General features: G+C 56.1%; 17 protein-coding genes. 10 read left to right on the top strand and 7 right to left on the bottom strand.

What is annotated here, in order from left to right:
• Nucleotides 1–22: 22 nt before the first annotated feature.
• The 6 genes from EJ361_RS18265 to EJ361_RS18240 all read left to right on the top strand — a co-directional run bounded on the left by EJ361_RS18265 (nt 23) and on the right by EJ361_RS18240 (nt 9,598).
• Entirely contained in the window at nt 23–1,024 is a 1,002-nt protein-coding gene (locus tag EJ361_RS18265; protein ID WP_126247088.1) for a FecR family protein, read from the top strand.
• A gap of 147 nt (nt 1,025–1,171) precedes the next feature.
• Nucleotides 1,172–4,648 (top strand): SusC/RagA family TonB-linked outer membrane protein, encoded by a 3,477-nt coding sequence (locus tag EJ361_RS18260; protein ID WP_126247087.1) that lies wholly within the window; start codon nt 1,172–1,174, stop codon nt 4,646–4,648.
• 12 nt (nt 4,649–4,660) lie between these two features.
• A complete protein-coding gene (locus tag EJ361_RS18255) occupies nt 4,661–6,121 on the top strand; it encodes a RagB/SusD family nutrient uptake outer membrane protein (protein ID WP_126247086.1) in 1,461 nt (486 codons plus the stop codon).
• A gap of 12 nt (nt 6,122–6,133) precedes the next feature.
• A complete protein-coding gene (locus EJ361_RS18250; protein ID WP_126247085.1) occupies nt 6,134–6,976 on the top strand; it encodes a DUF4843 domain-containing protein in 843 nt (280 codons plus the stop codon).
• A 12-nt stretch (nt 6,977–6,988) separates the two neighbouring features.
• A complete protein-coding gene (locus EJ361_RS18245) occupies nt 6,989–8,407 on the top strand; it encodes a PKD-like family lipoprotein (protein WP_126247084.1) in 1,419 nt (472 codons plus the stop codon).
• Between the two features lie 30 nt (nt 8,408–8,437).
• Entirely contained in the window at nt 8,438–9,598 is a 1,161-nt protein-coding gene (locus EJ361_RS18240) for a TlpA disulfide reductase family protein (protein WP_126247083.1), read from the top strand.
• Nucleotides 9,599–9,735: 137 nt separating this feature from the next.
• Here the strand turns inward: EJ361_RS18240 and bioB are convergent, their stop codons facing one another.
• From bioB to EJ361_RS18215, 5 genes are all read right to left on the bottom strand, one after another.
• Nucleotides 9,736–10,749 (bottom strand): biotin synthase BioB, encoded by a 1,014-nt coding sequence (gene bioB / locus EJ361_RS18235; protein WP_126247082.1) that lies wholly within the window; start codon nt 10,747–10,749, stop codon nt 9,736–9,738.
• A 59-nt stretch (nt 10,750–10,808) separates the two neighbouring features.
• Nucleotides 10,809–11,909 (bottom strand): M42 family metallopeptidase, encoded by a 1,101-nt coding sequence (locus tag EJ361_RS18230; RefSeq protein WP_126247081.1) that lies wholly within the window; start codon nt 11,907–11,909, stop codon nt 10,809–10,811.
• 42 nt (nt 11,910–11,951) lie between these two features.
• The gene (locus EJ361_RS18225) at nt 11,952–12,806 is read right to left on the bottom strand and encodes a UbiA family prenyltransferase (protein WP_126247080.1); all 855 of its coding nucleotides are present in this window, start codon (nt 12,804–12,806) and stop codon (nt 11,952–11,954) included.
• A gap of 240 nt (nt 12,807–13,046) precedes the next feature.
• Nucleotides 13,047–14,585: an acyl-CoA carboxylase subunit beta gene (locus tag EJ361_RS18220; RefSeq protein WP_126247079.1), complete on the bottom strand. Its 1,539-nt coding sequence runs from the start codon at nt 14,583–14,585 to the stop codon at nt 13,047–13,049.
• A 42-nt stretch (nt 14,586–14,627) separates the two neighbouring features.
• Entirely contained in the window at nt 14,628–15,083 is a 456-nt protein-coding gene (locus EJ361_RS18215) for a hypothetical protein (protein WP_126247078.1), read from the bottom strand.
• A gap of 109 nt (nt 15,084–15,192) precedes the next feature.
• On the opposite strand from EJ361_RS18215, the gene EJ361_RS18210 reads away from it, so the two are divergent.
• The 3 genes from EJ361_RS18210 (at nt 15,193) to EJ361_RS18200 (ending at nt 17,950) form a co-directional block, all read left to right on the top strand.
• Complete coding sequence (locus EJ361_RS18210) at nt 15,193–16,170, top strand: long-chain-fatty-acid--protein ligase (RefSeq protein ID WP_126247077.1); 978 nt, start codon at nt 15,193–15,195, stop codon at nt 16,168–16,170.
• 52 nt (nt 16,171–16,222) lie between these two features.
• Nucleotides 16,223–17,035 carry a hypothetical protein gene (locus EJ361_RS18205; RefSeq protein ID WP_126247076.1) on the top strand — a complete coding sequence of 271 codons (813 nt, stop codon included), beginning with the start codon at nt 16,223–16,225 and terminating at the stop codon, nt 17,033–17,035.
• A gap of 288 nt (nt 17,036–17,323) precedes the next feature.
• Nucleotides 17,324–17,950 carry a YceI family protein gene (locus tag EJ361_RS18200; RefSeq protein WP_126247075.1) on the top strand — a complete coding sequence of 209 codons (627 nt, stop codon included), beginning with the start codon at nt 17,324–17,326 and terminating at the stop codon, nt 17,948–17,950.
• A gap of 141 nt (nt 17,951–18,091) precedes the next feature.
• Here EJ361_RS18200 and EJ361_RS18195 read toward each other — a convergent pair whose 3' ends face one another.
• A complete protein-coding gene (locus tag EJ361_RS18195; RefSeq protein ID WP_126247074.1) occupies nt 18,092–20,044 on the bottom strand; it encodes an LTA synthase family protein in 1,953 nt (650 codons plus the stop codon).
• A gap of 323 nt (nt 20,045–20,367) precedes the next feature.
• Between EJ361_RS18195 and EJ361_RS18190 the strand changes: the two genes are divergently transcribed.
• Nucleotides 20,368–21,696: a DEAD/DEAH box helicase gene (locus tag EJ361_RS18190; protein ID WP_126247073.1), complete on the top strand. Its 1,329-nt coding sequence runs from the start codon at nt 20,368–20,370 to the stop codon at nt 21,694–21,696.
• A gap of 2 nt (nt 21,697–21,698) precedes the next feature.
• Here the strand turns inward: EJ361_RS18190 and EJ361_RS18185 are convergent, their stop codons facing one another.
• On the bottom strand, nt 21,699–23,894 hold the full coding sequence (locus EJ361_RS18185; RefSeq protein WP_126247072.1) for a B12-binding domain-containing radical SAM protein: 2,196 nt from the start codon (nt 23,892–23,894) through the stop codon (nt 21,699–21,701).
• Between the last annotated feature and the right edge of the window lie 21 nt (nt 23,895–23,915).

Here is a 23,915-nt window from a genome sequence, read left to right as displayed (position 1 = left end):
CTTTACCTGTTAAGTAATTATCATGGCCGACCAGACTTTCACGTTGGAACACTTCTTATCGCAGCCCGGCTTCCGGGAGTGGGTGTTGGAAAAAGACCCCCGCGCCACGGAGCTTTGGGAAGCCTGGGCACGCCGGCATCCGGAACACGCGGCTACCATGCAGGCCGCGGCAGACTGGCTGCTGACAACGGCCGCTCAACAGGCCGCGCCGCCCGCCCATCTGCAGGAAGCAACCTGGGAAAGGATCGTGGCTTCGATAGACGAAGCGCCGCGCCGCCACAACCTTTTGCGCTGGATGCCCTGGGCCGCCGCAGCCGTGGTGATCGGCATCATGGCCATCGTATGGCTGCCCGGGAAGGAAAAAGAAGCGTTCAACACCGTATCCACGGCTTTCGGCGAAGTGAAGACGATTTCGCTTCCCGATGGGTCGGAGATCCGCCTCAATGTAAATTCCACAGTTAAATATGCCGTTTCCTGGGATGGCGATTCGGCCCGCGAAGTTTGGCTGGGCGGAGAGGCTTTTTTCGAAGTGAAACATGAATCCGGCAACCGGAAATTCATCGTGCATACAAATGATGTAGACATCCAGGTGGTGGGAACGGCGTTCAACGTCAACACCCGCCGCGTGCAAACACAGGTCGTACTGCAAAACGGAAAGGTAAACCTGAAGCTCAACCGGAAAGATACCTCCCTCATCGCCATGCGGCCGGGAGATATGGTCACCTGGTCTGCCGAGCGCAAGGAGCTGACCAACAACCGGGTAGACCCCGGGCATTACGCCGCCTGGCAGCAGCAACGCCTCATCTTCCAGGACGCAACCCTGGCCGATGTTTTGCTCGCACTGGAAGAAAATACCGGCATCAAGGTACAGCTGGAAGATAGCGCCATGCTGCAGGAAACATTCACCGGCACCATCCCGACCGATCATATCGACGTGTTTTTCAAAACGCTGTCGCGGTCGTTCGACATTACCATCACGGAAAACGGTAAAAACAGTTACGTGATCCGGAAAGGGGGACAGTAAAAGAAAATTATCAGCAGAACATATAAAACGCCGGGCAACCGGACTACGCCCGCGGCATGCAGCGGTGCGCAGCAGGGATTTTTTTGCCTGATGAGATATGGACCGAAATCGACATTGGACAAACAACCAACCTAAATCTACATTGCTATGGGACAATTCAACGCCGGCCGATGCCTGACGCTGGCGATGTGCCTGACGGCAGTAGCCGCACAGGCCGCCACCCGACTTACCTTGCCGCAAAGGGAGCCCGCTCCTGCGTACCAGGAGCCCCAACAGGAGACGGGGAGCCGAAAACAGCCGCTGAAGCGCGTACTGGCCAATCTGGAGAAGCAGCTTCATGTGCGCCTCAATTACATGGGCAACACCGTCGGCAGTCAACTCGCCGACCCGCCGCCGCCCCAGCACAACGGTGAATCCGTGAGCGCATACATCAACCGCTACCTCGCCGCTTTCGGCCTCGAAGCGGAACAGGCGCAGGGCAATGATTTCATCATTTACCGGAAAGACAGACCCGCGCCCGCCGCAACGCCCGCCACTACCGCCGCGCAGCCCGCTGCTTCGGCGGACAGGGCCGCTGCGCTGCAAGGCCTCAACGCCATCCCGCAGCAACAGGCGTCCGTTCACGGCCTGGTGACCGACGAACAGGGGCTCGCTTTGCCCGGGGTGACCGTACTCGTTAAAGGCACCGTGAACGGTACCAAAACCAACGACGACGGCCGGTACGAAATCCGCAACGTGCCGCCCAACGCTACGCTTGTGTACAGCTTCATCGGGTACAAGGCACAGGAAGTGAAAGTGGGCAAGCGCACACAGATAGACATGAAACTGCTCACAGACGTGCAGTCCATGAAAGACGTCGTGATCACGGGATACCAGCGCATCAAGCGCGACAACTACACCGGTTCCGCCGTTACGATCACGGGCGAAGAACTGAAGCGTTTCAATCCGCAGAACATCCTGTCCAGCATACAGGCGTACGACCCGTCGTTCCGCATCGCCGAAAACAACCTGGCGGGCTCCAACCCGAACGCGTTGCCGAACATTTCCATCCGCGGCACCACCGCGCTTCCGGCCAATACGGACAACGTGCTCAGCCGCAACCAGCTGGCCAGCGTTACCAATCTGCCGCTCTTCATCCTCGACGGTTACCCGACCAACATACAGGCCATTTTCGACCTCGACATGAACCGTGTGGAAACGATCACGCTCCTCAAAGACGCTGCTGCCACGGCCATTTACGGCTCCCGTGCATCCAACGGCGTGGTGGTGATCTACACCAAAGCGCCGAAAGAAGGGAAGCTCGAGCTGCACTACAATTACGAACTCAACATCCAGGCGCCCGATCTCACGGCCTATAACGTGCTCGGCGCGAAAGACAAACTGGAATACGAACGCCTCGCAGGGCTGTACGCCAACAACGACGTAGACGCTCCCGACGAACTGGAAAAACAGTACTACCGGAAAAGGAACAACGTGCTGGCCGGCGTAAATACCTACTGGCTGTCGCAACCCATCCAGACGGAACTGGGCCAGCGCCATTCCGTATCCGTCCAGGGCGGCACCAAAACCGTGAAATACGGGGTGGACGCGCGCTACCAGAACAACGGCGGCGTGATGAAAGGTTCCGGGCGCGACCGGTACAGCCTGTCCAACACCCTGAGCTACAACCTGGGCAACAATAAATTCATGGCCCGCAACATGTTTACCATCACACAGGTGAACCAGCGGAACAGTCCGTACGGCAGCTTCTCGAAATACGTGCGCATGAATCCCTACTACCCGAAAACCGACAGCCTGGGCCGCCTCATCCGCGAGATCGACCTGTGGAATTCGCGTGGCGGAGAAACCAACAGCGTCATCAGTTCTACCGTCCTCAACCCGATGTACGAATCCACCATCGGTAATTTCGACAAGAGCGAATACCTCGAATTCACGGACATCCTGGCGCTGGAATACAACTTCAATCCCAACTGGCGCGTGCGTTCGGAGATCAGCTTCATCCGCCGCGGATCATCCATCGACCAGTTCGTTTCTCCTTTCAGCAATGATTATTACGACTACAAGGGCGACGATCTGAAAAACAGGGGACAATACACGTACGCGGCCGACAAGGAATCGCATTGGGACGGTAACGTGACCCTCAATTACAACAAGCAGATCGGCGGCAATTATTTCACCGCAACGGGCGGGTTCAATATGCAGACGGTCGATTACTGGAGGAAGGAAGCCGTGGGCGAAGGGTTCGTGAACGACCGCTTCAACGATATCAACTTCGCACGGCGGTACAAGGCGAACGCGCATCCGGAAGGAGAGTCGCGCCAGCAAAGGCTTGCGGGCGGATTCGCTACGATCAACTACGCCTACAAAAACCGTTATCTGCTCGATGCCACGTTCCGTGTGGACGGCTCCAGCAAATTCGGCGCAGATTCGCGCATGGCACCGTTCTGGTCGATGGGGGTAGGCTGGAACCTCCACCAGGAGGCGTTCCTGCAGGGCCATTCGTTCATCAACCAGCTGAAACTGCGGGCCACCACCGGTCTTACGGGCGATGTATCTTTCCCGTCTTACCTGTCCAACACCACTTATCAATATTACGGCGGCGACTGGTATTCTACCGGCGTGGGCGCCACTTTCAAGGAATACGGCAACAGCGGCCTGAAATGGCAGCGGACGCAGAATTACGACCTGGGGATGGAAGCATCGCTGTGGAACGACCGGATTTACTTTGCGCCCCGATACTATTTCAAACATACCCGCGACCTGCTGGCCGACGTGAACGTTCCCCTCAGCACCGGCTTCCCGAAATACAAGGAGAACCTCGGCGAGATGGTGAACAAGGGCTACGAAGTGTTCCTCCGCATGAACGCGTTCCGCAGCCGCAAATGGTCTGTCAACTTCAACTTCAACCTCGTTCACAACACCAACGAGATCACGAAGATTTCCAATGCGCTGAAGAGCTTCAACGACGAGATCGACAAGCAGCAACAGGAAAAACCGGAACTGCGCTCCGTGCCGCTGCTGCGGTTCAGGGAAGGGCAGTCGATGAGCACGATCTACGCCGTCCGCTCCCTCGGCATCGATCCGGAAACGGGCAAGGAAATTTACCTGCGCGCCGACGGCACCCGTACCTACGACTACAACGTGAAAGACATCATGCCCGTAGGCGACGAAACGCCCCTGCTCGAAGGCAACTTCGGTACCAGCATCGTTTACGGCGGGTTTATGGTGGAAGTGCGCTTCTGGACGCGGCTCGGCGGTGATATCTACAACCAGACCCTGGTAGACCGCGTGGAGAATGCGGATCCGCGCTACAACGTAGACAGCCGCGTGTTGTCGGAACGCTGGATCAAGCCAGGGGATATCGCGTTTTTCAAAAATATCGCCGACCAGGGCAGCACGCAGACTTCGTCGAGATTCGTGCAGGAAGAGAACCGCCTCGAGCTGAAATCCATTTTCCTGTCGTACGATTTTCCGGCAGGCTTTTACAAGAAACTGCGGATGCATTACCTGCGCCTGTCGGCCAATATGAACGACCTGGCGTACTGGTCTACCGTAAAGGCCGAACGCGGGATCGATTACCCGTTTGCCCGGAGCATTACATTCACCCTTTCTACCAGATTCTAAAAAATGCGCCCAATGAGATATAGTATCATACTGATTTGTAGCATGCTGGCGCTCGCATCCTGCAGCAAATGGCTGGACGTGTCGCCCAAGTCGGAAGTATCGATGGACCTGCTGTTTACCACCCGCGAAGGGTACCAGGATGCATTGAACGGATTGTATAGCCGCAGCGTGAAGGAAGAATTGTACGGCAGGGAACTGACGGCTGGTACGCTCGACGTGCTAGCGCAGAACTACCTCGTAGACGTGGTAGACCGGATTGGTTTCCGCCAGACGATGCTTTTCAATTACAAGGACAACAACTTCATCAACCGCCAGAAGAGCGTGTGGTCGGGCTTGTATAACGTGATCGCCAATGCCAACCTTATCCTGGAGCACATCGATGGCTCCGGCGGGTTGCTAGACGCCGGTGAGCGCGATCTTATCAAAGGGGAAGCGCTGGCGATGCGCGCCTGGTGCCACTTCGACGTGCTGCGCCAGTTTGCGGCCGCACCGGTGGCGGGCCCTGCGGCGAAAGGTATTCCGTATGTGACGACGTTCTCCAAAAGCACGACGCCGGTGTATACGCTCCGCCAGGCGCTGGATTCCTTGGTCCGCGACCTGTCGCAGGCGCGGGAATTGCTCAGGTCCGCAGACCCCATCATGAAGCCCGGTTACAAAGTCGGGTATACCACGCCCGATTCTTCCACGGAAGTTTCCGGCCCGATGTTCCTGCAGCAGCGCCGCCACCGGTTGAATTATTTCGCCGTGACGGGGACTTTGGCGCGGGTGCAGCTCTACGCCGGCAATCATGCCGCGGCGCTGGCGCTGGCGAAGGAAGTGATCGAATCGAATAAATTCCCCTGGACGCGGCAGACCGATTTCCTCAACCCGGACGATCAGCAGAAAGACCGGATTTTGTACAAGGAATTGCTCTTCGGGCTGTATGCACCGAATATGACCAACCCGCTGTTCGACCGCCTGCGTAACGGCGAAACCACGCTCAACACGCCTCCCGGCGAGTTGCGGACGATCTTTGAAGTGGGAGGCCCCGGCGCGGAAGATTTCCGTTTCAAACAATGGTTCAGCCAGCAAAGCAGCTCAACAGGCGGCTACATGCGCCTGGAGAAATATAGCCGCAATGCCGACAAGAACCTCCACGAGCTCATGATCCCCATGCTGCGCTTCAGCGAAATGTTTTACATCGCCGCGGAAAGTATTTACGACACCGATCCCGCCAAGGCATGGGATTACCTCAATGCCGTTCGGAAACAGCGCGGGATGGGCGTTCCGCTGAACGATCCGGCGAAAAGCGTGTTCCTCGGCGAGCTTGTGAAAGACGCCAGGAAAGAGTTCTTCGGCGAAGGACAGATCTTCTACATGTACAAACGGCTGAACCGCGCCTGGCCCGGCATGGGCGGCAATACGATACAGCCTTCTCCCCAGATTTTCGTCTTCCCCTGGCCGGACGATGAGCTTGCATACGGTAACCGTTAAACCTGCACAAGTATGAAAAGAATAACCAACATCACGATATGGCTGCTGGCTGCAGGATGGCTGGCAGGATGCGATAAAAAAGAGGAACTGGTGTACCAGTCAGCCGATGGCGTCTATTTCGATTTCGCGGAAAGCGACCTTACGCATCAGCGCATCGACAGCGTCATTTATTCCTTCGCGCTATTCCCCGAATTGGCGACGGATACGGTCCTTTTACCCGTGCGCGTTTCCGGTAACCGAACCGGTGCGGCGCGCAAGGTGAAAGTGGCGCTGATCGCCGATAAAACCACCGCCCAGGCGGGCCTCCACTATAAGGCGCTGGCCGCGGAATATGTGCTGCCGGCGGATTCCGGACGGCTCGACATCCCGGTGGTAATGTACAATACCGATCCGCTGCTGGCCGAAAAAGCGGTGAAGCTCATGCTCCAGCTGAAGCCTTCCGCCGATTTCGGGACTACCATCCCCAAGCTGGACACGGCCAAGATCATTTTCTCCAACCGGCTGGAAAAACCGCTGTGGTGGGAAATCTGGCAGGGCGAACTGGGGGAATATTCCCGCGTGAAACATGAACTGTTCATCCGCGTTTCCGGTACTAACAAATTAACCGAAGACCGGGCAGACTGGCAGGCGACGCCGAAAGTGCTATATCATACCCGGCGTTTCCGCTCCTTCCTCACCAACCCGCAAACCTGGGTGGCGGAGAACCCGGCGGAAGGGTACGTGATCACACCCGGCGCCAATGGTACGCTGGAATTCTACCACAGCGGCAACACCGCCAAAAAGTTCGTGCTCACCCTCAACCCGGCCGACGGCCGTTATTATTTCACCGATGAAGACGGAGACCCGGTCATCTAACCCTGCAATGCCATGAAAAAGATATACCTGTTCATACTCAGCGTGGCAGCCGTTTTCGCAGGCTGTTACAAGGATAAAGGCAACTACGATTATATGGAAGTGCCGGCTCCCCTCATGTCGGGGCTGGATTCGGTGTACCACGTGATGTCGGGCGACAGCCTCATCGTGGCGCCGAAGATCACGCTGAAAAGCGGTGCCAACGATTATTCCTGCGAATGGAAGATCAACATTCCCGAACGTGCCATGACCGACGATTATTTCACCAGGGAACTCCGGATCGTTTACGGCCTCGGCGCCGCGCGGTACACGGTGTTGCTGAAAGTGACCGATAACAATACCGGGCAGAAATACTTTTACGATTTCGTGATCAGCGGGCAGACGGCCTTTACGCGCGGCGCCCTCGTGCTCAGCGGCGATGCGAATTCCTCTTCGCTGTCGTTCATCAAGCCCGACAATTCCCTGCAGGCAGACGTGTACGAAGCCATCAACAAGAAAACCCTGCCCGGCGGGCCGCAGCAGCTCGTATACGTGCGCAACCAGTTCTACATGAACCAGATCACGCAGTACTGGCTCACTTTCTCCGGCAGCGACGATGGAGGCGTTTTGCTTGATGCCAGCACCCTGCAACAGGTGCGCACGCTCAAGGAGAATTTCTACGATCCCATGGCCACGGCCAAATCGAATTACTTCCTCCGCAACCTCAACGGTACTACCACGGCTATCATCAACGATCAGCTGTTCATGGGCACCTTCGAAACGGCGCCTTTCGGGACCTATTACGGGTATTTCGGCGTGCCGGTGACGGGCGGGTACAAACTGGCGCCGCAAATGCTCCAGGAGCTGGCGGAAAGCGGGCAGGCGGTGTCTCACTTCCTGGCGTTCGACAAGGAGAAGAAATGTTTCCTGCGCTTCATGCCCGGCATTTATCTCGATACCACCTACACCGTGTTCGACTCCGCTTTCGTGCCCAAAAACCTCAAGATGGATTTGATCTACATGGAGAAATTCAGTGACAACGACATCTTCGCCTTCTGCGACTCCCTCGGCAAAACGATGCAATTGCGTTTCGGGATCGACTGGCGCGACGGCAGGCAGCGTTTCAACGCCCGCGAAATGAAGAAATTCAGGGGAGACAGCCTGGTGACGGCCACCACGAAATGGGCGGTGTCTCCCGTGGGCGTGTTCTTCTTCAGCGGGAACGGGAAGATTTACCGCTACAATCCGCTCAATGAAGAGATCCGTGAGCTGAGCGCGACGTTTGGCGGCAAGGACATCACGATGCTGAAAGTGGAGCAAAACGGGAACCTGCTGGTAGCGGGGATAGAAGGGGAGGTGCATTTCCTGAACACCGCCGTTGGGCAGTTCGGGGAACTAATCAAAAAAGTGACCGGCGTTCCCGGCGCTCCGCGCGACATCCTCATCCGCGAATAAAACCAATTACCGAAACAGTAAACCGACAATATGGACCTGATTACCGTAAGATCAAAAACCTGGGCCATCCTCGCTGCGGCGTTGATTCCCGCCGTTGTACAGGCGCAAGATGGCAAATTTGTGCTGAAAGGCAGGATCGGCAAGCTGAATGCCCCGGCCATCGTGTATTTCGACCGCACCGAAGGCGATGAGCGTTTCCTCGATTCTGCGGTGCTGAAGAACGGGGAATTCTCCTTCAAAGGCACCACCATGGAACCCGCACTGATGATGCTCGCATTGAGCAAAGACGGCCAGCGGCTTGAGAACATGGGCCAGGGCATGGACCGCAAGATCATGTACCTGGAGCCCGGCACCATTACCGTTACGTCCGGGTCCGACATGGCTTCGGCCAAAGTGAAAGGCTCGAAACTGAACGATGCGGACCTGGCGTACAAAAAGCACCTCCAGCCCTACGAAGACCAGATGGCGGAAATCAACAGCATCTGGGGCGGCGCCACCGACGAGCAGCGGCGAGACACCGCACTGGCGAATTCCCTGAACGTGAAGTTCCGCAAGGCGCTCGACGACAAGAAGGGGCTCATCCGGGATTTCATCAAAAAGAACCCGAATTCCCCCGTCACCATGTTCGCCATGCAGGAGCTGTCTGTCCACAATAACATGGACCTGGCGGAACTGGAGCCCCTGTTCGCCAGTCTCCCCGTAACCCAGCGCAATTCCCCCGCCGGAAAGCGCATGGCCGGCAACATGTACAAGAAAAAGACCATTGTTGTGGGCGCACTGGCACCCGATTTCACGCAGAACGACCTGAACGGCAAACCCGTCAGCCTGACGGATTTCCGGGGTAAATACGTGTTCCTGGACTTCTGGGCCAGCTGGTGCGGCCCCTGCCGGGCAGAAAACCCGCACGTGGTGGCGGCTTTTAAGAAGTTCAGGGACCGCAACTTCGTGGTACTCAGCGTTTCCCTCGACCAGCCGGGCCGCAAGGACCTCTGGGAGGAGGCCATCAAAAAGGACGGATTGCAGGATTTCGTGCATGTGTCCGACCTCAAATTCTGGAACAACGCGGCTGTGAAGCTATACGGCATCCGGGGCGTTCCGGCCAACTTCCTCATCGACCCGCAGGGGAAGATCGTCGCCAAAGACCTTCGGGGCGCGGCACTGGAGGAAGCACTCACCAAACAGCTACCTTGAGTCATACAGCTGATTGAAACCCTACGATGTCCATTCAGTTTCCCGTTCCGGTTTATCCGGAACGGGTTTTTTGTTTTCCGGGCATAAAAAAAGCCGCCCTGTGCGGGCGGCTCTTCTCCAAAATTTAATAGATATGCTTAGTGTGCATGTGCGTGTGCGTGCTGATGATCGTGATCGCAGCAACCGGCGGCTTTTTCCTCTTTGAAGGCTTGGCGGGGCTTGAGGCCCAGCAGTTCGAACATCAGACTGTCTTCCTCGAAGGAAGGGTTCTTGGTGGTGAGGAGCTTTTCGCCGGTGAAGATGGAGTTGGCGCCTGCCATGAAGCACATCGCCTGTTCGGAAACGCTCATTTCGGCACGGCCGGCGCTGAGGCGGACCATGGATTTGGGCATGAGGATGCGGGCGGTGGCGATCATGCGTACCATGTCCCAGAATTCCACTTTGGGCAGGTGCGCCAGCGGGGTACCGGCTACGCGGGTGAGGGCGTTGATGGGTACGGAATCCGGGTGCTCGGGCATGGAAGACAGGGTGTAGAGCATGTTGATACGGTCGTCGTGGCTCTCGCCCAGGCCGATGATACCGCCGCAGCATACGGTTACGCCGGCTTTACGCACATTGTTGAGCGTATTGAGACGGTCGTCGTACGTACGGGTGGTGATGATCTCTCCGTAATATTCGCTGGAGGTGTCCAGGTTGTGGTTGTAGGAGTAGAGGCCGGCGTCTGCCAGCTTCTGGGCCTGCGATTCGGTGAGCATGCCGAGGGTGCAGCATACTTCCATGCCGATCTCGTTCACGCCTTTTACCATATCGAGCACGCGGTCGAAATCGCGGTTGTCGCGCACTTCGCGCCAGGCGGCGCCCATGCAGAAGCGGGTAGAACCTGCGTCTTTGGCTTTCTGGGCGTATTCCAGCACTTTATCTTTCTGCATCAGCGCCTGAACGTCTACACCTGTGTTATAGCGGGCTGCCTGGGGGCAGTAAGAGCAATCTTCGGAACATCCGCCGGTCTTGATGGAAAGCAGGGTGCAAACCTGCACTTCCGCGGTATCCTGGTGTTCGCGATGCACGGTGGCGGCACGGAACATCAGCTCCAGCAGCGGCGTATTATAAATATCCTTTATCTCTTCGATTGTCCAATCGTGACGGATCATACTAGTCGGATTTAGCGGCAAACCTATGAAACAATTATGAAATATCCAGCACCAATTTCTTACAGGTACTGGAAGTTGGTTTTCGGCGTGATGTTCAGCAGGGTTTGGTAAATGAGGCGGATGGTGTTCTCCACGTCGTCCTTTTTGATCATTTCCACGGTAGTGTGCATATAGCGCAGGGGAATGCTGATGAGGGCCGAAGGAGTACCGTCGTTCGAATAGGCGAAGGCGTCGGTATCGGTGCCCGTGCTGCGGCTAACGGCGTGCAGCTGGTGGGGGATGTCTTCCTTTTTGGCCGTTTTGATGATCAGGTCGCGCAGGATGTTGTGTACCGCGGGCCCGTAAGTGATGCTGGGGCCGGCGCCGCATTTGATTTCGCCTTCGATGTTCTTGTTGATCATCGGCGTGGTGGTGTCGTGCGTTACGTCGGTGATGATGGCTACATTGGGTTTGATGCGCTTGGCGATCATTTCCGCCCCGCGCAGGCCTACTTCTTCCTGTACGGCGTTCACGATATAGAGGCCGAACGGCAGGCGCTGCTTGTTTTCCTTCAGCAGGCGGGCCACTTCTGCGATCATGAACCCGCCGATGCGGTTGTCGAGCGCGCGGCAGATGAAGTAATCGTAGTTCAGTTCCTCGAACATATCATCAAAAGTTACCACGCAACCAACATGGATACCCAGTTCTTCCACTTCCTTCCGGGAGCGGGCGCCGCAGTCGAGGAAAATGTTGTCTACCTTGGGCTGGGGCTCCTTGCCGTCGCCGCTGCGCAGGCGCGTATGGATGGCCGGCCAGCCGAACACCGCCTTCACGATGCCTTTTTCGGTATGGATGTTCACGCGTTTGCTGGGCGCGATGGCCTGGTCCGACCCGCCGTTGCGGATCACGTAAATGAGCCCTTCGGGCGAAATATAATTCACGAACCAGGAAATTTCGTCGGCATGCGCCTCGATCACCACCTTGAAAGCCGCTTCGGGATTGATCACCCCTACAGCCGAGCCGTACGCGTCTACGATGGTATCATCAATATAAGGTTTCAGGTATTCCAGCCAGAGTTTCTGTCCTTCCTTCTCGAACCCGGTGGGAGAGGGGTTGTTGAGGTAAGTGCGCAGAAAGTTCATAGATTCCTTCGTAAGTATCGATTTCGTTTTTTTAGCCATTGTTGTTCAGGTTAAATATCCTTCAAATGTAAGCAATCCGCGTCAAATGCCGCCTGCCAGCAGCCACATGGCGTGGATGAGGGCGGATAATGCCATGAGCCCGTCCAGCTGGAAATAATAGACGTAATCGGAATGATGCGTCTGCGCATATCGCTTCACGCCCCATACCACGGCCACGGCAGCCAGGAGACTGAACAGCACGAACAGCGGCAGCGCAGGCGCCAGCGCCACGGCGCAGATGGCCGATACGATGAGCGAAGCGTAGTACAACTTATCGAGATGGGGTTCTTCGAGACTGGTGATGAGACTGCGGATCCCTTCGGCCCGGTCTTCCTCCCGGTCGCGATGGTCGAACAGGATGCAGATGGCGTAGATGATGAAAAATCGGTAGACGCAGAGCAGCGCCACCTGCCAGAAGTCCAGCTTGGCCGCGTCGGCGATGAGATAGGGCAGGAGGGTGGTGACGTACATCCAAACGAACGCGAGGAAAATGGTTTTGCCCACGGCGATCTTTTTCAGCCATCTGAACGTGGCGTGGGGCACTTTTGGCGCGGAATACAGGAAAGTGAGCAACACCGCGCCGCTGACGGGCAGCCAGTGATGCAGCAGGGGCAGCCCATACCAGGCGGCGCCCAGCAGGCCGGTCAAGCAGCCCATGAGCTGCAGCCGCCGCCTCCGCCGGCCCCAGAGGATCCGTTCCGAATACTTTTCGGACCCGGGGGTGAGGTACCAGTGAAAATTGTAACTGCAAATGGTGGAGAAGAAAACAAAGCCGAAGTAATTGCCGCGGTCGAGGGAAAGGCCTGCAATTTCCTCCGTTTCCCAAACCATCAGCAGCGCCACGCCGGCGATATAGATCGAGCTAAACAACAGGAAATTGAAAAATCCGCGAAACATAGCCGCTAAAATAGGGAATCGGGGTTAGAATTCCGATGCGGAGCATTTCCCAATCGGCAAAACGGTCACGGCGATGATTATCGCAGGGAATCGTTTACTTAACCATTCCGTATCGTCAGGCAAACCTTCAAAATGCTTCCCCCGATTAAATTCCATAGTATGGGATTTTGGCCGGGTAGGGTGGAAAAGCACATCGCTCCCGGGTTTGGGAGCGATGGAGATATCGTTTGGCCGGTTCCGTTACAACGGAATATTCCCATGCTTTTTCCGCGGCATGTCTGCCACTTTATTTTCCAGCATGGCGTACCCTTTCATAAGTTTTTCGCGGGTGGTTTCGGGGATCACCACTTCGTCGATATATCCCTTCTCGGCGGCGAGGTAGGGATTGGCGAAGCGTTCGGTGTATTCGGCCACCAGTTCGTTCATGCGCGCTTCCGGATCGGCCGCTGCGTCGATTTCCCTTTTGTAGATGATCTCCACGGCTCCTTTCGGGCCCATCACGGCGATTTCGGCCTGCGGGAACGCGAAATTCAAGTCTGCGCCGATGTGTTTGGAGTTCATCACGCAATACGCGCCGCCGTAAGCTTTGCGGGTGGTAACGGTGATCTTGGGAACGGTGGCTTCGCTCAGCGCGAAGAGCAGTTTTGCGCCGTTGGTGATGATGCCGTTCCATTCCTGGTCGGTACCGGGCAGGAAGCCGGGAACGTCTACCAGTACAAGTAACGGAATATTGAAAGCGTCGCAGAAGCGGGTGAAGCGCGCGCCTTTCACGGAAGCGTGAATGTCGAGTACACCGGCCAGCACGGCGGGCTGGTTGGCCACGATGCCGATGCTGCGCCCCGCGATGCGTGCGAAGCCGACGATGATGTTGTCCGCGAAATCCTTGTGCACTTCCAGGAAAGAATCGGCGTCCGTGAGCTCGGCGATGACGTCTTTCATGTCGTACGGCTGGTTCGGATTTTCGGGGATGATATTATTGAGTGTTGGCCGCGATTCGTTGCCGGGTTCGTATGGCAGCGACGGCGCGGTTTCTTCGCAGTTCTGGGGGATGTAAGACAGCATCTCGCGGATCGTCTGGATGCACGCTACTTCGTTGGCGCACGCGAAATGCGTAACGCCGCTTTTGGTGGCGTGCGTTTGTGCGCCGCCGAGCGCTTCGCTGGTCACTTCTTCATGTGTCACGGTCTTCACGACGTTGGGGCCCGTCACAAACATATAGGAAGTGTTTTCCACCATGAGGATGAAGTCGGTAATGGCGGGGGAATATACGGCTCCGCCGGCGCAGGGGCCCATGATCGCGGAGATCTGCGGGATGACGCCGGAGGCGCGGGTGTTGCGGTAAAAGATATCGGCATATCCCGCCAGGCTCACCACACCTTCCTGGATGCGCGCGCCGCCACTATCGTTCAAACCGATGAGGGGAGCGCCGTTTTCCATCGCAAGGTCCATCACGCGGCAAATCTTGCGGGCATGCGGCTCGGAGAGGCTGCCGCCATATACGGTAAAGTCCTGGGAAAAAACGTACACGAGCCGGCCGTTGACGGTCCCATATCCCGTTACAACGCCGTCGCCGGGAAACTGTTCCTGGTCGGTGGTCATGCCGCGGTTACGGTTATGGACGAACATGCCGATCTCTTCGAAGGAGCCTTCGTCGAGCAGGAGCGTGAGCCTTTCGCGGGCGGTCAGCTTGCCTTTCTTGTGTTGGGAATCGATTCGTACCTGTCCTCCGCCGAGTTGTGCTTCGGCGATCTTGGATTGCAGTTCCTGGATCTTGCTCATAAATGTAAATGTACGGAAAGCCGGTCATTCACGAGCAACGTTTTAGCGGCGGAGAACGATCTTGGGAGTGACAATCGTATCGCTGGAATTACCTGCGTTATCGGTCACGAATATCTTGTATTGAACGGTGTCGGGATTATATACCGGATCGGGCCAGTGGAGAGGCAGAAAGTTGCCCTGGCGCACGTCGCTCAGGATAAGGATCATTTCGGCATCGATCTTCGTGCCTTTATGGGATTCCAGTTTGGGAAGCGGCATGACGTCGAACTTTTCGGGGTCCGGATAATGGAAAAGTTCCACCACGTGCCAGTTGCCTTCGAGGTCGCCGTCGCCGTCTTTCACATTGAAGTAAAGCAAAACCTCTTCCATCTCCTTGGGAACGTCGAGAGTGGTGGCGGATTTAAAGGTGAGGATGGGCTTGGTGCCGCCGTCCTTATCCTTTTTACATCCCAGGAATGCCACGAGCGATAACGCAGAGAGAATGAGGATTTTCTTCATATGACAAACGTACATTAAATTAGGCAAAAGGCAAAGTGCCCGGTTATTTAACGCTGCGGCAGCATGGTTTGTTACATAAACGCCCGGGATTCGTAAATTTGCCGTCGCTATGAAGGACGAACTTGCCGCCAGGATATTTACGGAAAAGGACCCGATGGCCCTCGTGCCTGCTATTTTCAGGCACCAATACGCCGGTAACGCGCTGTACAGGGCTTATGTGGACTTGCTGAAGGTAGACCCCTCCACCGTCAGCACCCCCGAACAGGTACCGTATCTCCCCATTTCGTTCTTCAAGACCCACCGCATCGTGACCGGCGAATTCGAACCGGCCGTCACCTTCGAAAGCAGCGGCACTACCCAGACCGTCAACAGCCGCCACGAAGTAAAGGATACGGACCTCTATACACGCAGTTTTCTCGACGCTTTCCGCAGGTTTTACGGGCCGGTGGAAGACTTCGTAGTACTGGGCCTCCTGCCGTCCTACCTCGAAAGGAAAAATTCGTCGCTGGTTTATATGGTGGAAGACATGATCCGCCGCAGCCGCCGCCCCGAAAGCGGGTTTTACCTTTATGAGCACGAAAAGCTCGCCGATACCCTGCTGGCCCTCGAAGCCCGCCGGCAACCCACCCTGCTCATCGGCGTCACGTTCGGATTGCTCGATTTCGCGGAGGACCACCGGATGGACCTGCGCCATACCATCGTCATGGAAACCGGCGGCATGAAAGGCCGCCGCGAAGAATGGACCCGCCAGGAACTGCACGCCTTTCTGCAGGAACGCCTCGGCACCCCGGCCATCCACGCGGAATATGGTATGACGGAGCTCCTGTCCCAGGCCTATTCCAAAGGCAACGGCGTGTTCAATTGCCCGCCGTGGATGAAAGTGCTCGTGCGCGACGAAAACGATCCCTTCCAGCTCAGTTCCGCATCCGCCGCCGGCGTCATCAACGTCGTCGATCTCGCCAATATCCATTCCTGCTCCTTCATCGCCACCGACGATATCGGCAAAATCCATGCAGACGGCAGCTTTGAAGTGCTCGGCCGGCTAGACCGGTCTGCCCTGCGCGGCTGCAGCCTCATGGTGAGTTAGTATTGCGATTTAAAATAATATGAGTATTTTTCCGGCGCCTTACGCTGGACCTATGAAAATACCTATTATTACGGCGGCGCTCGTTTCGCTGCTCGCGTTTTCCGCGCACGCACAGCTTTTGAAGAAAATTACGGGAAAGAAGAAAGCCGCGGAGGAAGTGCCCGCAACGCCCGATCCCACGCTGATCATCGGGGGCGACGAGGCCGTTAGCATCGATTCCGCTTACGAATACGACTGGGCCGTGTACCAGGAAAGCGAGGCTTTCCAGGGGAACCAGCGGGTGATAGATGGCGGGGAAGACATCGTCATTTATTACAGCAGCACCCAGGCGGCGTTCAACATCCAGCTCAAAAGCCGCAGTACGGGAACGAAGTATTATTTTTTCGGGGATTTTGAAAAGGAATCACAGCTGAAACTGGCCGGTGTGGCGGGTGTAGCGAGTGGAGACAAGTCGAGGCTGGAGCTGGAGGGGATGGAGCCCGTTTACCCCGGAGAGATCGGCTATCTGAGCGAGCTCCTGCGCACGGGGTCCAAAAAAGTGATCGCCGGCGTGGCCTGTGAGGAGTATGTAGCACAGAACCTGCGCCACGACCCGCGGGTGGTGAACACCTCGCATATGAAAGTGACGGCTTACGTATGGATCCCCCTCGATCCGCATTCCGTTTTCCCCGGTTATTCCCTCATGCCCGATCATTTCAAATTACAGATCGAACGGATGCGGCGCGAAGGATCGTACCCGCCGGTGGTGATGCCCCTGGAAATGCTCCTGGAATACGGGAACGGCGACAAGGTGTTTACCCATACCACGCATATCATCGTCAAGGAAAGGCGGAAAGTGAACCTGGGCGATATCAACCAGCCATAAAAAAACCGGTTCCCCGGGAGAGGGAACCGGCTCGTACGCCACGGTTCGAATATCTTTTGCACTGGGTCAGGCGTTGCAATGGGTTTTACAGGACCGTTCGTTCAGGGGCTTTTTTGGGCGGATGAAAGACCGGCAAATTGCCAGGCCTTAGAATGGCGGAGGAGACCTGCGAACGATCATGCCGCTAAAGTACCCGTCAGAATGTAAAACTTATGTGAAATGTTTGTAAAACAAATGTGAAAGTTATCGATCCTGCAGTATATTGGATCATACAAATCAAACCATCACATGCGTAAACTTACTACCATCCTCTTTATCAGCGGCGCGGCCGTGCTGATGTCGTTCAACGCTCCCGTGTCCAACGCTCCTGCCTTCAAAAACGAAGCCGCCCCCGTTGCCTTCAAGGTAGACGGTCCCAAAAGTAAAGTTGCCTGGCTCGCCAAAAAAGTGACCGGCTCCCATAACGGTTCCATTTCCATCTCCGGCGGCGATCTGCAGGTAGACGGCTCCACCCTGAAAGGCGGCTCCTTCACCATCGATACCCGCAGCATGACCGTGGAAGATATCAAAGACGCCAACGGTAACGCCCGCCTGCTCAATCACCTGAAAAGCGATGATTTCTTCTCCGTGGAAAAACACCCGAACGCCACGTTCACCATCACTTCCGCCAACAAGAAATCCGGCAATGCGTACGATATCACCGGCAACCTCACCATCAAGGGCATCACGCAGCCCATCAGCTTCCCCGCTACCGTAGTCGTGAACGGCAGCCAGCTGAACGCCAAAGCCACCATCACCATCGACCGTACCAAATTCGACATCAAGTACCGCTCCAAGAGCTTCTTCGAGAACCTGGGCGACAAAACGATCTACGACGATTTCACCATCGACGTGGAGCTGGTAGCCAATAAATAATTTCCGGGAAACATTCCCATACGGCAAAGGCCCGGACCGATGAGGTCCGGGCCTTTGCATTGCATCAGACGGGCAGTTAAAAGGCCCGAACCGCCAAATAAAGCGTTCGGGCCAAGGTGCAACAGTGGTAGGTTGGGTGTATTATAATTTCATACCTCCGTGTTTGAAAAGGTAGTAGGCCGTCTGGTAATTGGCGATGGCTTCCTTCACCAGCGGCTGGTCGGCCGGCACGGGCACCTGTTCGTTGGACGCCTTGTTGTACCGGAAAGTTTCCACTACCTGTTGCGGGCTCAGGATCACCAGGCGGTCGTTTTTCATATACGCCAGCTTCTGGTAAGTGCCGAGCATGATCCGTTCCGTATAATTCGGGCTGAGGACGTTCTGTCCGTATAAATTGCTGGAATAATCCCAGTTCAGCATACAGAACAGGGTCGGGAACAGATCGATCTGGGAACACATTTTCCCGATTTCCATGGCGCCTGTGCCGGGAAGGTTGCAGACGATGGCGGGAATGTGGTATTTCGAGATGTCGATTTCGTTTTTGCCTGCGCTGCTGGCGCAATGATCGGCCACGAAAATGATGACGGTATTGTTGAACCAGGGTTTCGTGCGGGCCGTTTTGAGGAATTGCCCGATCGCATAGTCGGTATATTTCACCGCGCCATCGCGCCCCGATCCCGAAGGGATATCGATTTTCCCTTCCGGGTAAGTGAAGGGCCGGTGGTTGGAGGTGGTCATCACGAAATCGAAGAATGGTTTGCCGGCGGCGTGCCTGGCGTCTGCGTCGCGGATGACGGTGTGATAGAGGTCTTCGTCGCAGATGCCCCAGGCGTTGCGGAAGTGGATGAGGGAATCGGGGATGGTGGTGCGGGCGGAATCGATCTCATCGTCTACCAGCATGTTCCGCCCTTTATCCGTAATGGCGTAGCCGTTGCTGCCGAAGAATTTGTTCATGTTGTCGAAGAACCCGTCTCCACCGTAAAAGAACCCGGTGGCGTAGCCCTGCTGGCGGAAAATGGCGCCTACGGTACTGAGGTTTTCGTTACCGGGCCTCCGCACGATGCTGCTGCCGGGTGTTGGCGGCACCGCGAGCGTGAGGGCTTCCATCCCGCGGACGGTCCGCGTTCCGGTGGCGTACATGTTCGTGAAAACGATGCTTTCCCTGGCCAGGGAATCGAGCACGGGGGTTAAGCCGTTGGTATTGCCGAACCTGCCCAGGAAATCGGCGCTGAGGCTTTCGATGGTCACGAGGATGACGTTCGGGCGAACGGCGTCTCCGCTATCGTTGATGCTCCGGCGGATGGAGAAATCCTTCCTGTCGAAGGTGGAAAGGCTATCGCCGAGCTGGTGGCGCATCGTGGCGAAGGCTTCCTTATTATCGATGAGCCGGTAAAAATGTTCGTAATTCAGTTCGTTGTTTTTGAAGGCGGAGAAGAAGGAATATACACCCGCTTTGGCAAGCTCGTCCTGGTACCGGTTCTTGCCGTTTTCAGCGAGCGCATTGGGCACCCACAAAGCATAGACCGCCGCAATGATCACGAGGGTCGCCAGCACGGAGACCCGCTGCAGGAAAGCCGATTGGCCCCTGAACGCCATCCGGAACCAGCCCCGCCGCACGAAGGTCCACATCAGCACCGCCGTGATCGCCAGCATGGAGCCGATAAGGACCGGCAGCGGGTACGATTCGTTGATGTTGTTGATCACCTCGTACGTGTAGATCAGGTAATCCACCGCAATGAAATTGAAACGGCTCCCGAACTCCTCCCAGAACGTGAACTCCGCGAAAAACGAGAACATGAGGATGAGCGTGGTGAGGAAGAACCCCACATACGTAAAGGCCCGGTTCACGAACGTATCGTTCCATTTCGCTGGCATCAGCACGAGGTACAACGCGTATGGCAGGCTGAAAAAGACCGCCACCCCGATGTCGAACAGCAGCCCGTAACCCAGCACGCGGAAAAACGATGCGAAACCGATGGCTGCATCCTGCCACGACCATATCAGCAGCGCCATCCGGACGATAAAGGAAAGTAATAACATCATGCCGCCAAAGCGCAGCAATAAACCAAATGTGTTTTTACCTGGTAATTTCATAGCGGAATAAGGATCAGTTTGGTTGAAAGTATGGCATATGCGCTCCTGTGGCGCGTTTTAGACGTCAGTTGTAGGTTGATTGTAAATGTAAACAGTTGTTCCCCGCACGCCCGGATACGCTTTCGCCTTCGCCGGCCGCGCTGAGGGTGGGCGAATGTAATATTTTTATCATGCGGGACGGCGGATTTTTTTTCCGGAATGCAGTTTGAGATAGTTAAAGTATTGAAATTCAATATTGTAATACCTTCTATTTCCACCGCAGGAATTGTGTTTTTCGCGGATGGATGCCGATTTCAGCAGGAATCGGCGTAATTTTGCCGGCTATGACATTCGAGGATTTAAATCTGAACAAGCCTTTGCTGAACGCCCTGGAAGACCTGGGCGTTACCACGCCCACCACCATCCAGGAAAAAGCATTCTCCGTGGTGATGTCCGGTCAGGACGTGTGCGGCATCGCGCAAACGGGCACGGGTAAGACTTTCGCCTATCTGCTGCCCTGCCTGAGGCTGTGGTCGTTCGCCCGGGAACGCTATCCCCAGGTGCTGATCCTCGTTCCCACCCGCGAGCTCGTGGAACAGGTGACCACGGCCGTGAAACAACTCACCAAATACATGTCTGTCGAAACCGCCGGTTTTTACGGCGGCGTGAACATGAAAGGCCAGATGGCAGCGGCCGACGGCAAAATCGACATCGTGGTGGCAACACCGGGAAGGCTGGTAGACCTGATCCTCAGCGGCGCCCTCAAGATGAAAAGCATCAAGCGGCTCGTGATCGATGAGGTCGACGAAATGCTGAACCTCGGATTCCGCCCCCAGCTCACCCGTGTGCTCGACATGCTGCCCGTTCGCCGGCAGAACCTTATGTTTTCCGCCACCATGACGCCCGAGGTAGACGCCATCATCCACGATTTCTTCCATAACCCCACCGTGATAGAGGCGGCACCGGCAGGAACGCCGCTGGCCAACATCCGGCAAACCGTTTATCACGTCCCCAATTTCAATACGAAAGTCAATTTGCTGGAATACCTGCTGCTGAACCGGCCGGATATGAGCAAGGTGCTCGTTTTCGCGTCTACCAAAGCCCTGGCCGATGAACTCTACGAAAAAATGGCGGAGCACATGCCGGGCGCAGTGGGGGTGATCCACTCCAACAAAGACCAGAATTTCCGTTTCAACAGCGTCCGCCAGTTCCGCGAAGGCGTGTTCCGGGTGCTGATTGCGACCGATATCATGGCCCGCGGGCTCGACATCGCCGAGGTGTCTCATGTCATCAACTTCGACATGCCCGAATCCCCCGAAAACTACATCCACCGCATTGGCCGTACGGGCCGTAAAGACGCGGAAGGCAATGCCCTTACCTTCGTGACGGAAAAGGAATTGCCCCTGCTTCAGCAAGCCGAAACGCTTATGAAGTTCGAAGTTCCGGTGGAGGCGATCCCCGCCGAAGTGGAGATTTCGACGGTCCTCATCAAATCCGAAATCCCGGAAGTCATCGTTCCCAACATCAAGCTGAAACTGCGCAGCACCACCGAAGGCGGCGGCGCGTTCCACGAAAAGCTGGAAAAGAACAAAAAGGTGAACGTGAAAGTCAGCCACAAGGAAAAAATGCAGCTGAAATACGGCAAACCGAAAAAACGGCCGAAGAAACGCTGATCCTACAACTGCAGTAATCCCGCTTTATGCAGCGTGTTCACGGGTTTATTGTCCCAGAACAGTTCGAAGTCTTCCAAACCTGCGGCACTATAGCTCGCTTCCACATCTTTTAGCGTGAGGGGCGTGGCGGCCTGTACCGAAAGCTTTTCCAGCATATCGGCCAGCCAGATCCCCTGTTCCTTGCCCACGCTGATGCTCAGCGGTTCCTTGCGCGTCTGGAACGTGAGGGAGGTCACTTCCCAGGTACTGCCTTTTTTCGATTTGGTAAGTGTCTGCACCTGCGGTTTTTTGCCCAGCCAAACCACTTTGGCCGTGGGTTTGCGGGCGCCGAGCGCATCTTCCTGGAGGGCTTTTTCTATGTAATCGGGCGGGATCTTGGTGCGGGGGATTTTCATCTCGAACCAATGCTGCAAAGGATCGTCGAGGCAAATGCCGTGCATGAAATTGAAGAGCGATTTCTTCAACCCGAACGCGAACTGTTCGTGGTCGGCGCCGGAGTCGTCGATATGCTCGAGGTCGTTATTGGCGAAGGCGCCAACGGTGTCGGATACACGTTTAACCTGGTATTTTTCGGGGTTCAGGCCTACCGGACTATGCGCCGTCATGGTAAACAGGTGCCAGAAGGCGGATTGGAGGATGCCCGTTTTGAACAGCTGGCGCACCATTTCCAGGGAGTCGATGGTTTCCTGGGCGGTTTGCGTGGGGAAGCCGTACATGAGATAGGCGTGTACCATGATGCCCGCCTCGGTAAAGTTGCGGTTCACCTGCGCTACCTGCGCCACGGTAATACCTTTCTGAATAAGTTCCAAAAGCCGGTCAGACGCCACTTCCAGCCCGCCAGACACGGCTATGCAGCCACTGGCTTTCAGCAGCAGGCAAAGGTCGCGGGTGAAGCTTTTCTCGAAGCGGATGTTGGTCCACCAGCTCACGGTGAGTTTCCTTTTGATGATCTCGAGCGCCAGCGCGCGCATGAGCGCAGGCGGTGCGGCTTCGTCCACGAAATGGAATCCCGTTTCGCCCGTTTGCGCGATCAGTTCTTCCATCCTGTCTACCAACATGGCTGCGGCCACGGGCTCGTACAGCCGGATGTAATCGAGCGAAATGTCGCAGAAAGTGCATTTGCCCCAGTAGCAGCCGTGGGCCATGGTGAGCTTGTTCCACCGGCCGTCGCTCCACATGCGGTGCATGGGGTTTACGACTTCGATGGCGGAAATGTATTTGCCGAGATGGAAATCGCTGTAGTCGGGCGTTCCTACCTGGCCCTGTTTATAATCCTTGCAGGACGCGTTGTTGATATAGGTGACCTGCCCGTCTTTCAGCAGGAAAGTCCTTTTCAGGTCGCTTTCCGGCAGTTCGCCGGTGATGTGGCGGTAGAGGTTTTCGATGGGCGCTTCGCCGTCGTCGAGCGTGATGTAATCGTAGAATTCGAAGACGCGCGGGTCGGAAACGGAGCGCAGTTCGGTGTTCGCGAATCCGCCGCCCATGCACACTTTCACCTGCGGGTAATGTTGTTTGATATATTGTGCGCAGCGAAGGGATGCGTAGAGGTTGCCGGGGAAAGGCACGGAAATAGCCACCATGGAAGGTTGTATGGTTTTCATCCGTTCTTCCAGGAGGCTGATCAGGATTTCGTCGACGTAAGTGAGGGGTTGGCGGAGGGCTTCGTATAATTCATCGAAGCTGTTGGCCGATCGGCCGAGTTTTTCGGCGTAGCGGCTGAATCCGAAGTGCTCGTCCACGCATTCCTGGATAAGATCGGACAGATCTTCGAGGTACATGGTGGCGAGGTGTTTGGCTTTGTCTTGCGTGCCCATGGAGCCGAATGCCCAGCCGAGGTCTTCGAGCTGGGAGAAGCGGGAGGCTTCGGGGAGGAAGTCGCGCTTGCAGATCCGGTGCGCCAGGGTAGGGTTGTGGCCTTGCAGGAAAGAGATCACGTCGTCGATGGTATGCACGTAATCGTCTTGCAGGGCGAGGATGCGCGCCGCATTGGGGCTCAGTTCCCTATCGGCCGGAATGCGGGCGAAGAGGGTGGAAAGGCCGCTTTTGGAAAACAACGCCACGGTGGCTTCGATGCCCAGGTCTGCCTGTACGGACGGGATGCCCCTGGTATTGAGGAAACCTTTCAGGTAGGCCGTGGCCGGGTATGGCGTGTTCAGCTGTGTAAAAGGCGGCGTTATAAGGAATACGGGTGCGCTCAAATTCGGATTCGTTTAAAAGGC

This window comes from Chitinophaga rhizosphaerae (genome assembly GCF_003958645.1).
Classification (GTDB): Bacteria; Bacteroidota; Bacteroidia; order Chitinophagales; family Chitinophagaceae; genus Chitinophaga; species Chitinophaga rhizosphaerae.
The sequence above is the reverse complement of the archived record's forward strand: the minus strand, read 5'-3'. Positions and strand labels throughout refer to the sequence as shown.

Bases quoted from the DNA above. Each gene is read 5' to 3' on its own strand.
- EJ361_RS18215 (WP_126247078.1), bottom strand. From the start codon at position 15,083: ATGAAGAAAATCCTCATTCTCTCTGCGTTATCGCTCGTGGCATTCCTG.
- EJ361_RS18225 (WP_126247080.1), bottom strand. From the start codon at position 12,806: ATGTTTCGCGGATTTTTCAATTTCCTGTTGTTTAGCTCGATCTATATC.
- EJ361_RS18195 (WP_126247074.1), bottom strand. From the start codon at position 20,044: ATGAAATTACCAGGTAAAAACACATTTGGTTTATTGCTGCGCTTTGGC.
- EJ361_RS18245 (WP_126247084.1), top strand. From the start codon at position 6,989: ATGAAAAAGATATACCTGTTCATACTCAGCGTGGCAGCCGTTTTCGCA.
- EJ361_RS18200 (WP_126247075.1), top strand. From the start codon at position 17,324: ATGCGTAAACTTACTACCATCCTCTTTATCAGCGGCGCGGCCGTGCTG.
- EJ361_RS18220 (WP_126247079.1), bottom strand. From the start codon at position 14,585: ATGAGCAAGATCCAGGAACTGCAATCCAAGATCGCCGAAGCACAACTC.
- EJ361_RS18230 (WP_126247081.1), bottom strand. From the start codon at position 11,909: ATGGCTAAAAAAACGAAATCGATACTTACGAAGGAATCTATGAACTTT.
- EJ361_RS18250 (WP_126247085.1), top strand. From the start codon at position 6,134: ATGAAAAGAATAACCAACATCACGATATGGCTGCTGGCTGCAGGATGG.
- bioB (WP_126247082.1), bottom strand. From the start codon at position 10,749: ATGATCCGTCACGATTGGACAATCGAAGAGATAAAGGATATTTATAAT.
- EJ361_RS18265 (WP_126247088.1), top strand. From the start codon at position 23: ATGGCCGACCAGACTTTCACGTTGGAACACTTCTTATCGCAGCCCGGC.
- EJ361_RS18210 (WP_126247077.1), top strand. From the start codon at position 15,193: ATGAAGGACGAACTTGCCGCCAGGATATTTACGGAAAAGGACCCGATG.
- EJ361_RS18205 (WP_126247076.1), top strand. From the start codon at position 16,223: ATGAAAATACCTATTATTACGGCGGCGCTCGTTTCGCTGCTCGCGTTT.
- EJ361_RS18255 (WP_126247086.1), top strand. From the start codon at position 4,661: ATGAGATATAGTATCATACTGATTTGTAGCATGCTGGCGCTCGCATCC.
- EJ361_RS18260 (WP_126247087.1), top strand. From the start codon at position 1,172: ATGGGACAATTCAACGCCGGCCGATGCCTGACGCTGGCGATGTGCCTG.
- EJ361_RS18190 (WP_126247073.1), top strand. From the start codon at position 20,368: ATGACATTCGAGGATTTAAATCTGAACAAGCCTTTGCTGAACGCCCTG.
- EJ361_RS18240 (WP_126247083.1), top strand. From the start codon at position 8,438: ATGGACCTGATTACCGTAAGATCAAAAACCTGGGCCATCCTCGCTGCG.